The organism is Paraburkholderia sp. (assembly GCF_049581445.1).
GTDB lineage: Bacteria > Pseudomonadota > Gammaproteobacteria > Burkholderiales > Burkholderiaceae > Paraburkholderia.
In genome coordinates this window covers 93,347-104,501 of sequence record NZ_JBAURZ010000040.1, presented here as the reverse complement: position 1 = coordinate 104,501, position 11,155 = coordinate 93,347, and the positions used below count along the sequence as shown (strand labels likewise).

Sequence of the window (11,155 nt, the reverse complement as noted above, 5' to 3'; positions counted from 1 at the left end):
GGCGAGCAGCGCGCAGGCGGTCGCGCCCAGCGCCGCGCGCGCCACGCGGTCCGTTCGAACGGTGAATGAATAGCTGCGTTTCATTTGAAAACCCCGATCCTTTTCTTTTTCTTCGACCCAGCGATTGTGCCATGCGCACGCCGCACTGCGTCATTCGCAAGCGGGGTTCTGCGCGGTTGATGAGCGGTTCGGCGCTTGACCGGGGTGCAGGCGATGTTTTGCGGATCGATTTAAGACCCAATCTGCCGGCTCAGTCCAAAGGATCAATTGGTTGGATCAGCGAGCGACGCGTTCGGTGCCGCGAGTGTTTTGTAAGGCAGCGGTCCGTGCGCGGTCGTGCTCACGCGCATGAAAACCTGCTCCACATCCGGGATGGCTTCGAGTTGCTGCTGCAGCGCGTGAACATCGAACGAGGCCGGTGCACATCCTTCTGCATAGACGAAACGGCGCTGCACCGTGATCCATACACTCGTGCCATCGAACGCATGGGGATTGGGGAAATGCGCGTGAATCGCCTCGGCGATCGGCGCGTCGTACATATACGAATTCGGCTTCGTGCATTTATGCGCGAGCCAGCAGGTCGTGCCGCGCTCCACGCGATAGTGCGCGTCGTCCTCCATTTCCGTGCGGGTCATGAAAGGCCCGAGCGGCACCTGACAATCGGCAAACCCCTCCGACAGTGCGAAGAAAGGATCGCTGTACCAGTTCTTGAGATCGGTTTCCTGTGCGCGCAACTCACGGCCCAGCATACCCAACACGGCCAGCAGGACGACGACAGACCAAGGCTTCATGAAACCTCCCGACTGCATTGATCGATCAAACCGCTCGGGATTACCGCAGCAAACAGCAATCCCACCCACCCGCTCAGACTTCGATGCCGTATGCCGCAATCTTCTTGTAAAGCGTGGCGCGACCCATTCCGATCTGCGCCGCCGCGTCGACCACGCGCCCACCGTTGGCACGCAACGCGTTGCACAGAAAGCGCTTTTCGAAGTCGGCCATCGCTTCAGCCCAGGTCGGTTGGTCAGACAAAGAGGCTCCGCTGTGGGCGGACGGCCCGGCGCCGTGTGGTGCGGTCGCTCCGCCCGGAATTGCGCGTGCATTCCCCTGCACCGGACCGATAAACGGCGCCAGCGCGGCGCCATCAATACGCTCGCTATCGGAGAGCATCACGGCGCGCTCCAGCGTGTTGCGCAATTCCCGCACATTGCCCGGCCAGGCGTGCGAACACAACAGACTTAACGCGTCCTCGTCCAGTTCGAAGTGGGCGCCGCCGCGCACCCGGGTGGACAGATCCTCCAGCATCGCATACGCCAGCGATTCGATATCCCCCAGCCGCTCGCGCAAGGGTGGAGCGTGAATTGTCAGCACGTTCAGACGATAGAACAGGTCCGCACGGAACCGCCCCGCAGCCACCAGGGTGGGCAAGTCCGCCGACGTTGCCGCGATGATGCGCACATCGGCGCGCACGATCCGGTTCGAACCCAGCGGTTCAAATTCCTTGTCCTGCAGCACGCGTAACAGTTTGCCTTGCAGCGGAATCGGCATGTCGCCGATCTCGTCGAGAAACAGTGTCCCGCCATCGGCCAGTTCGAACTTGCCGACGCGTCCCTTGCGGTCCGCGCCGGTATACGCGCCGGGCGCGGCACCAAAGAATTCGACTTCGAGCAGCGTATCGGGAATTGCCGCCACGTTGACCGTCACCAGCGGCTGGTTCGCGCGCGCTGACGCGCCGTGAATGGCATGGGCCAGCAATTCCTTGCCCGTGCCGGTCTCGCCGAGCAGCAGCACCGGCGATTCCATTTGTGCCGCGCGCCGTCCCTGTCGCTTCACTTCGAGACTCGCGGCGCTCGTGCCGACGAAGCTCGCGAACGTATATTTCGCCCGCCGCGCCTGGGCCAGCGACTGGCGCGTCACGATCAGTTCCTGCTGGACACGCGAATAGTGCGAGAACAACGGCGTCAGGGCTTTCAGTTCGTCGAATAGGGCGAAGCCGACCGCGCCCACTGTCGCGCCGCTCTCGTCCTTCAACGGCAGACGGGTAACGACCAGCGGCTCGCGATCCGTCTCGAGGATATCCAGCAGGATTGGCTTGCCGGTTTTCACGACCTCGCGCATCAAGCTGTTTGGAATGACCGCCTCGCAGTCGCGGCCAATCGCCTGCTCCGGATCGGAGAAGCCAAAGCGCGCGGCATAGCGCTTGTTGATCCACACCACGCGCGCATCGGCGTCGACGATGAAGGTGCCTTCGCTGAAATTTTCGAAGGTACGGAACAGCGAATCCATCGCGCGACGCAATACATCACCGTAGGTGGCGGGCAGTCCTGCCCAGTCGTTCATCATCCTGACGTGGTCTCCGGGTATCGTTTTGAAGGCGCTTGTCTCCATTTAGAGACAAGCTTATCTCAATGGAGAGACGAGCGACAAGTCCACCTGTCACGGCTGCTCACGCGGCGACGCAATCTTCATGTTGTTGTTTGTCCCGATAATGAGACGATTCGGTACAATCGCTCGAACCACGTGCCGGCGCCTGAACCGACAAGGCAGGCAGGACGCCGATCCGCCATGAATGGCACGAAACCTGCATACGCGGGCCGGGTCATTGCGCCGCACGGCGCGTGCCTACGTAGAACAACCAAGCTTTGGAGACTCAATGTCCTTTGTAATCGTCCTCGCCGCTCTGGCGTTTCTGATGTTTGCAGCCTATCGAGGCTACAGCGTCATTCTGGTCGCACCTATCGCCGCGCTCGGCGCAGTGCTGCTGACCGACCCCTCTGCCGTGGCGCCGGTGTTCTCCGGCATCTTCATGGACAAAATGGTCGGCTTCGTGAAGCTCTACTTTCCGGTGTTCATGCTCGGTGCAGTATTCGGCAAGGTCATCGAACTGTCAGGCTTTTCGGAGTCGATCGTGGCTGCCGCAATTCGCTACATTGGCCGTTCGCGCGCCAACGCGGTGATCGTCGCGGTGTGCGCGCTGCTGACCTACGGTGGCGTATCGCTGTTCGTCGTGGTGTTCGCGGTGTATCCGTTCGCGGCTGAACTTTATCGCCAGAGCAATATTCCGAAGCGCCTGATGCCGGGCGCCATCGCGCTGGGCGCATTCTCGTTCACGATGGATTCGCTGCCAGGAACCCCGCAGATCCAGAACATCATCCCGACCACGTTCTTCAAGACCACTTCGTGGGCCGCGCCTGCACTGGGCACGATCGGCTCGGTGTTCATCATCATCGTGGGCCTGACCTATCTGGAATGGCGCCGCCGTGCGGCAATGGCCAAGGGTGAAGGCTATGGCACGTCGCTCGTCAACGAGCCGGAACGCATCGAGTCGAAGCAACTGCCGCATCCGCTGCTGGCCGTGGCGCCGCTCGTACTGGTTGGCGTGGCGAACTTCGCGCTCACCAAGCTGATTCCTGACTGGTACGGCGCGTCGTACACCGTTGCACCGGATGTGCTGCCCGGCATTCATGCGCCTGTGACAACGTCGATCAAGGCCGTCGTGGGCATCTGGGCCGTCGAAGGCGCGCTGCTGCTGGGCATTGTGCTGGTGATGTTGACCGCCTTCAGCCGGATGCGCGAGCGTTTCGCGAGCGGCACCAAGGCCGCTGTCGGGGGTGCGCTGCTGGCGTCGCTGAACACCGCGTCGGAATATGGCTTTGGCGGCGTGATTGCCGCACTGCCGGGCTTCCTGGTGGTGAGCGATGCGCTCAAGAGCATTCCCAATCCGCTCGTCAATGCTGCTGTCTCGGTCAGTTCGTTGGCGGGCATTACGGGGTCGGCCTCGGGCGGTATGAGTATCGCGCTCGCGGCGATGTCCGATACCTTCATCAAGGCGGCTACTGCTGCGCACATTCCGATGGAAGTGCTGCACCGGGTGGTGGCGATGGCGAGTGGCGGTATGGACACCTTGCCGCATAACGGCGCTGTGATCACGCTGCTGGCGGTGACCGGGTTGACCCACCGCGAGTCGTACCGCGACATCTTCGCGGTGACGATCATCAAGACTCTGGCGGTGTTCTTTGTGATTGCGGTGTACTACACCACTGGGCTGGTTTGAGCTTAGCGGTGCTGATTGCAGGCTGAGGTGACAACGGTGAAGTTTGGGTTTGGAGTCAAACTTCACCGGACAAAAAGCGGTCCTATCCCTTAGTTGGTCGTCTCAGAGCCGTTGTGACGGCCATAGTGATCGTCAAATCGTACGATGTCGTCTTCGCCGAGATACGTGCCGCACTGCACTTCAATCATCTCGAGCGGAATGCGTCCGACATTCTCCAACCGATGCTTCACGCCGAGTGGCACGAACGTCGATTCGTTTTCAGCGAGCAGGAACGTCTCGTCGCCCCTTGTGACCCGGGCCGTGCCGCGCACCACGATCCAGTGTTCGGCGCGGTGATAATGCAATTGCAGCGATAACCTCTCACCCGGCGCCACGACAATGCGCTTGACCTGGAAGCGCTCCCCGCGTTCTATCGAATCGTAGTGTCCCCACGGGCGACTCACCTTGCGATGCTGAGTCGCTTCGCTGCGCGCCTGCTTACGAATCTGGCTGACGACCGTCTTGACATCTTGCGCCTGGCGCCTGTCGGCGACCAGCACGGCGTCTGCAGTTTCGACCACGATCAGATCCTTGACGCCAACGCACGCGACCAACCGTCCATCCGAATGCACATAAGTGCCGGAAGTATCTTCGAGCAGCACATCACCCCGTGCTACGTTACCCGCCTGATCTTTCGGAGAAGCGTCCCATACTGCATCCCACGCTCCGACATCCGACCACCCCGCGTCGAGTGGCACAACGGCGCCCGCAAGACCGGCCTGGGAAAGCCGTTCCATGACTGCGTAGTCGATCGAATCGGACGGACATGCCGCAAACTCGCGAGCCGGCATTCGCAGCAAGTCGCCTTCGGATTCGACGCCCTGATACGCGAGCGCGCACGCATGTGCAATATCTGGCCGCAATGTGGTGATGGCATGAAGCCACGTTGAGGCGCGCATCACGAAGATGCCGCTATTCCACCAGTGCCGCTTACCGGCAACGAACGCCTCAGCCAATTCAAGGCTGGGCTTTTCAACGAACTGACGCAATGTCCTTGGGCCGTTCGGTACATCCTCGTCGATCGGCCCGCCCGTCTCAATGTAGCCATAGCCGGTTTCAGGCCGCGTTGGTGCAACACCAAGCGTCACAATGTACGACGCCGAAGCAAGCCTGGCCGCAGCCGCGACGGCCATCTCGAACGCGGCGACATCCGCAATCGCGTGATCGGCTGGCATCGCGACGAGCACTGGATCGCTGCCGTCAGCTCGCGCATGCATCGCCGCGAGCGTAAGCGCCGGAGCTGTATTGCGCGCAAACGGTTCAATAATCATTTGCCAGTCACGACGACTCGCCTTCAACTGCTCAGCGGCCATAAAACGGTGCGCTTCGGCACACACCAACAGCCCACGATTGGCCTCAGGCGTCGCAGCCCCATCGAGACGGGCCACGCCTGCCTCTAGCAGCGAGCGCTCGCCTAGCAACGCAATCAGTTGCTTTGGATGTGCCTCTCGCGAAAGCGGCCATAGTCGCGTGCCGGAACCACCCGCCAACAGGACGGGCAACAACGTCGGAGCCGACAGGCCCGCGGCGCGAACATCGCTTGTGCCTGGGTCTGGCATCGCGTCAGCGACGGGGGGAAATGTCATGTCCATTATCGTTTCTCAATTGCCACGTCTGATTGCACCGCTGACGGCACCGCACCCACGCTCACTTGAGTTCTGTTCCGGGCAGCGCCGCGCCGATTTTCCACGGCCGCTTCATAGATCCGTCGATACTCACTCGCTGTGCGCCGTGCAGTAAAGAGATCTTCAAAGCGCAGGGCCGCGTTGCGCCCCATCTCTGCGCACAGCTCTGGGTCTTCCCAAAGGGCTCTCATGGCGAGCGCCAGTTCCGCGGGATCGTTGGGTGCGACTACGAGACCTGTCGTTCCATGCGCATTCACGTAACTCGTGCCGGTGCCGATCTCGCACGTGATCATCGGCTTGCCCATCATCGCGCCTTCGAGCAGCGACATGCCAAACGCCTCTGCCCGATTCGGCGATGGAAACACAATCGCCCGGCACAGACGGATCAACGCCATCTTGTCGTTCTCTGAAAGTGCGCCAGTAAAGTGCGCGGTAGTTACGCCGCACTGCTGGCTCAATTTCCGTATTTCCTGATGTAGTGGCCCGTCGCCCACCAACACGACGGGATAGCCAGTACGCCTGATTGCCTCAATCAGGATCGGCAAACCCTTGTAGTACCGGAAGACTCCGACAAACAAAAAGAATGGTGTCCCGATGCGCTCCCTCCAGTGATCTAACACGGTCTCATCTGGTGTTGGGTAGTAGGTACGTGTCAGCCCAAGCGGGACGCTGTCGATCTTATGGCGATAGGATTGGAGCACATCGCTGGTCGCCACATAATTAGGTGAAGTCGCAACGATCCGGTCGACGCTTCGTAAGAACCGGTGCATCACCGGCCTGTACATTGCCAGCAAATGCCGCTGACGCTGAATGTCCGCGTGATAGGTGACGATGGACGGCTTACCCAACTGAGTGGCAAGGTGTGCGATATCACCCATCGGCCAAGGGAAGTGGTAATGAACCACGTCGGACTCGCTGGCTAATTCACGAAACCGGCGCAACACGGACCATGACAGCTCGACAGAAGCCATCTTGAAACGGCTCACTACGCGTTCGACATCATGACCGGGCAAACTGATACGCGGCGGGGCATCGACCTTGGACGTCAGCGTCAGGACGCGGTTTTCAACGCCCAGGTCGGCGCCGGCGCGGCATAGATGATAAATGGCCTGTTCGGCGCCCCCGATCGTGTCGGGAAGATACGTCCGGTAAAAATGTAAAACGCGCATCAGTTGGTTACTCAAGCAAGGTGTCGAACTTCTCGCCACCTGGATTCAAACGGGCTACAAACAAAAGGGCATCGTGTGATGCGTCAGCCGAATTTCCGGTTCGCTTCTCGATCGCTGGCCGCAATCTTGTCGCGAAACTGAAGCTCCGCCTCGCCCTTCGCAAGCTTCTTCAGTAATGCTGGATCACGAACAATCAGGCGACGGTAATCACGCTCTATCACCTGCCCATCGACGAGCGACCGGATCGCCCGCGACACCGTCTCCCGGCTAACGTTTGCCATGATTGCGATAGCCTGTTGATTTGGCAGATTTTCGATCGTCAACAGATTTCCGACGCCTTCTTTCATCGACGCTTCAAGCACCGAATACACGCGTGCATACGCGCGTGTCAGCCCTAGCATGGAGCGATAATTCGAAGCCTGTCTGATGGTGCGGCACAAGCGCTGCAATAACGCCTCTACCACCGCAGGATTGCGGTAAAAGAGCGCTTGCGCGTGTACCTTAGGCAGAAATCCAACCACCGATTCCGTCGTCGCAACGATAGAAGCCGAACGTGGACCACCGTCGATGATCGACAACTCTCCGAAGTAATCTCCCGGTTCCACAAAATTAAGTCCCACCTCGCGGCCATCTTCTGAAAGGGCGATAACCTGCAGTCGCCCTGACATCAGCATCAGCAGGGACGATCCTGCGTCGCCTTTATGCACGACGAAATCCCGCTTGCCGAAACGGCGATAACGGATGTGACGACTGGTCTCTTCGATCACATCGTTTGCCACGTTGCGTAGCAGCTTCTGTTGTTTCAAGAGATCGATGGCCTTCAGCGGGCCATTGCTCTTTAGCTCTTCTATCGACATCTCTCGAAATGACGGCCTGTTTTTTAGGGGTATGGTCTTGGACCCGCAGCCACAATAAACGCGCAGGTCACCAATTTTTGTGACGGCCGTCACATCGAATTTGCAGATTGTGACTAAGATTACGCTATGGATCGTGCGCGCGACCAGACGGACCGCCAGGAAAATAACTAGATGCCAACAAGCAACAATCGGGGATTGAGAGCTCTCGCCATATCGCTTTTTTGCGCGAGCGCGTTTGCACAAGCTGCGCCAACCGAGGAACCCGTGATTGGTAACGCGGTTGTGGTAGTAGGCCATGCGACACGGATCGACGAGCACCGGCACGCAGAACTCGTGCGCAGCGATGCGATCAGACAAGGTGACACGATCGAGACCGGCACGGACGGCTACGTGTACATCACGACGGTCGATCACGGCTTCATTAGCGTACGGCCCAATTCGTCGCTCACGGTCGAGCACTATGCATATGATCCGGCCGCACCCGCCAAGACCGAAATCAAGCTTGCCCTGCACCATGGGGTCGTGCGTGAGATATCCGGCAAAGGTGCTCAAGCTGCGCGCGACCACTATCGCCTGAATACCCCCGTTGCCGCGCTTGGCGTGCGCGGCACTGATTTCTCCGTTTTCACAGATGCCAACGTCACGCGCGCAAACGTTCGCAGCGGCGGTATCGTCATGACTCCGCTTGGGGGAAATTGCGCTGCCACTGGCATCGGACCTTGTGAAGGCGCGGCCACAGCACAGTTGTTCGCGGATCAGCGCGATCTCATGTTGCAGGTCGATCGCAGAGGCGATCACCCATTAGTCGTGGAAGCAAAGCGCTTGCAACTCGGTCCGGACCAGGCAAACCCGGCACTAAAGAACGAAGATAACGCAGCACGCTCCGCAACCACCCAGAGCACTGTTCAACCAGACGTGGCGCCTGCGGAACTGACTTTCCCGCTCACGCCACCCCCGCCAGCGCCGCCTGCCACGCCGCCCGCTCCGCCTGCACCCCCGCTTGCACCGAGCGCTCCGGCCGCCCCGCCGGCCGCGGAGATTTTCTGGGGCCGCTTTACGCCACTTGCATCATTGAGTGCGGACACAACGATGGCCGCTCTATTGCAGCAAGGTAGTGACCTGGAGGGGCAAATCCAGGCATTTGCCATGACCCGCACGCCGCAAACCAATATGGTTATGCCGGTCAACGGCGTTTTCAACTTCACCTTGCAAAACTCAGAGGCGTACCTGGTCAACACGACCGCAGGCAATGCCACTCCCGCTGGGGTCAGCAATGCCTTGCTGGCCATCGACTTTGGCGCGCGCACGTTCACCACCAGTCTCGAACTGAGCGCAAACGGCAATACGTATAACGTTTCTGGGCACGGCGGTGTCCAGTCCGGCACCGGTGCCAGCAACGGCAAACTCATCAGTGACTACACGTCGCCCGCACAGATCCAAGGTGCGCTGGCGGGCAACGCGGCCACGCAGGCCGGTTATCTGTTCACGCAAGCGGTTAGTTCGAAATACACGGCGGTTGGAGCGACCTTGTGGTCGCGATAGCAAGGCCCTCCAGACTTGCCTGGATCCGTTTGGCGATATTTGTACTCATCTCACTGGCGTCATGGTTGCTGGTTGGCGGTACGTGGTCACCGGAGGCATACCGTCGGCTCAATTTCGCACTGGATGACTGGCGTCAGGCGCACACGCAGGCCTCTGGGACTGACACGCGGCTCGCACTGGTTGACATCGATGAGCGTTCGCTCGACAGGATTGGCGCGTGGCCCTGGTCACGCGCAGTGATTGCGCAGCTTGCGCAGAACCTGTTTACGCAATATCACGCCAAGGCTGTCGGCATCGATGTCATGTTCCCCGATGCCGACACACCCGTTGGCGATCGGGCGCTGCTCGCTGTAGCGCACCGGTATCCACTCGTATTTGCGCAGGCATTCGACCTGTCGACCGATACACAAACGCCCCACGCCGGCCATGTGGGCGGCGCGCTTGCGCCGCTATCCGCGATTCCGGTGGATACGTCGCATATTCCAGTGGCACGCGGCTTCGTCGGCAATTTCTTCGATAGCCCCGATGTCTGCATTGGACACGTCACACCGCATGCCGATATGGATGGCGTCGTGCGCTCGGTTCCGCCACTCATCGCCTATGCGGGCTCTGCGTACCCCATGCTCGCCTGGCAATTGCTCCACTGCCGTGCTGCGGATAAGGTCACCAGTGAGCCGATCACGTCACTGCCTGTCGATTCATTGGGCATGATGCGCATTCCATACCGGCATGCCACGCGCTCGTTCGATGTGGTGTCCGCCGTCGACGTCCTTGCGGGCACCGCACCGTCCGCGCTGCTGGCCAACCGGTACGTGCTGATTGGTTCTTCAGCGCTCGGCCTGACCGACCACATCGCGTCGCCGATCGGTCCGTGGCTGCCCGCCGTGGTTGTGCACGCGGAGTTGCTATCGGAACTCCTCGACATCCAGGCCCACCAGGGATTCACACAACCCGCCGCATGGATGCCCATCCTGTGGGCTGCCACGGAGATCATTGCATTCGCACTGTCGTTCGTGCTGCTTCGCGCGGTCGTCGCGCTGCCGCTAATCATCGTCACGACGGCCCTGTGGCTTGCCCTTGCACTGTTGACCAACCGCGTTCCGGCCGAACTGATCGCGCTGCCGCTCGTACCTGCATCGGTGTTCCTGCTGGTCCAGGCGCCGATTGAATGGATCTGGTCGCAAGCTGCGATGCGCTCGTTCGAGCGGCGCTTTAGCCACTACTTGCCGCCCGCTGTACTACACCAGATCGTCCGGCACCATGGACTCAGCGTCATCAAGCCGGAGCGCCGGCTCATCTCGGTGCTGTTTGTCGACATCGAGGGCTATACCCGGCTTGCCGAACAGATACCGCCCGAGCGACTGGTCGCCATGACCGAGACCATTCTTACCCGCCTGACGCGCTGCGTATACGACACGGAAGGTACGCTCGACAAATACATGGGCGATGCCTTGATGGCCTTCTGGGGCGCGCCCCTTGAACAGAAGGACCATGCCGACCGGGCGCTTGACTGCGCCCGCACGATGCTCCGCGAACTGGACGCCATGAACCGCAAAGCGGAACTGCTGTTCGAGGGCCGGACGATTCGCGTGCGGATCGGGGTGAACAGCGGTAGCGCCGTAGTCGGCGAACTGGGTTCAACGCTGCGTCAATCGTATACGGCGATTGGTGACGCGATCAACGTGGCGTCGCGCTTGCAGGAACATGCGAAGGTTGTCGCAACCGACCTCCTGATCGGACAGGAAACGGCTCGCCTGTCGACGCGTCACAAGTTGCAGCTTTTTGCGCAGGCGACACTACGGGGCCGCGTCGCTCCTGAACTCCTTTATGTTCTCGACAAGCGGGAGTTCGATGCGGTTGGTTAGGTCA

The 11,155-nt window shown here is 60.3% G+C and carries 8 protein-coding genes; 3 read left to right on the top strand and 5 right to left on the bottom strand.

Annotation, left to right across the window (positions count from 1 at the left end; genetic code table 11):
- Positions 1-263: 263 nt before the first annotated feature.
- Together WCA85_RS02890 and WCA85_RS02885 are read right to left on the bottom strand one after the other, a co-directional pair.
- The gene (locus tag WCA85_RS02890; RefSeq protein ID WP_424061649.1) at positions 264-791 is read right to left on the bottom strand and encodes a BON domain-containing protein; all 528 of its coding nucleotides are present in this window, start codon (positions 789-791) and stop codon (positions 264-266) included.
- 73 nt (positions 792-864) lie between these two features.
- Entirely contained in the window at positions 865-2,343 is a 1,479-nt protein-coding gene (locus WCA85_RS02885) for a sigma-54 interaction domain-containing protein (protein WP_424061647.1), read from the bottom strand.
- 310 nt (positions 2,344-2,653) lie between these two features.
- On the opposite strand from WCA85_RS02885, the gene WCA85_RS02880 reads away from it, so the two are divergent.
- A complete protein-coding gene (locus WCA85_RS02880) occupies positions 2,654-4,054 on the top strand; it encodes a GntP family permease (protein WP_424061646.1) in 1,401 nt (466 codons plus the stop codon).
- 89 nt (positions 4,055-4,143) lie between these two features.
- On the opposite strand, the gene WCA85_RS02875 is transcribed toward WCA85_RS02880, so the two are convergent.
- The 3 genes from WCA85_RS02875 to WCA85_RS02865 form a co-directional block, all read right to left on the bottom strand.
- Positions 4,144-5,652, bottom strand: a complete 1,509-nt coding sequence (locus WCA85_RS02875; protein ID WP_424061656.1) for a mannose-1-phosphate guanylyltransferase/mannose-6-phosphate isomerase — start codon at positions 5,650-5,652, stop codon at positions 4,144-4,146.
- A gap of 32 nt (positions 5,653-5,684) precedes the next feature.
- Positions 5,685-6,902 (bottom strand): glycosyltransferase, encoded by a 1,218-nt coding sequence (locus WCA85_RS02870; protein ID WP_424061645.1) that lies wholly within the window; start codon positions 6,900-6,902, stop codon positions 5,685-5,687.
- Positions 6,903-6,970: 68 nt separating this feature from the next.
- A complete protein-coding gene (locus tag WCA85_RS02865) occupies positions 6,971-8,041 on the bottom strand; it encodes a Crp/Fnr family transcriptional regulator (RefSeq protein ID WP_424061644.1) in 1,071 nt (356 codons plus the stop codon).
- On the opposite strand from WCA85_RS02865, the gene WCA85_RS02860 reads away from it, so the two are divergent.
- Positions 8,009-9,286, top strand: coding sequence for a FecR family protein (locus WCA85_RS02860; RefSeq protein ID WP_424061642.1), 1,278 nt, complete (start codon positions 8,009-8,011; stop codon positions 9,284-9,286). The two genes, WCA85_RS02865 and WCA85_RS02860, sit on opposite strands and share 33 nt — an antisense overlap.
- Before the next feature lie 29 nt (positions 9,287-9,315).
- Entirely contained in the window at positions 9,316-11,151 is a 1,836-nt protein-coding gene (locus tag WCA85_RS02855; RefSeq protein WP_424061641.1) for a CHASE2 domain-containing protein, read from the top strand.
- The last annotated feature ends 4 nt before the right edge of the window (positions 11,152-11,155 follow it).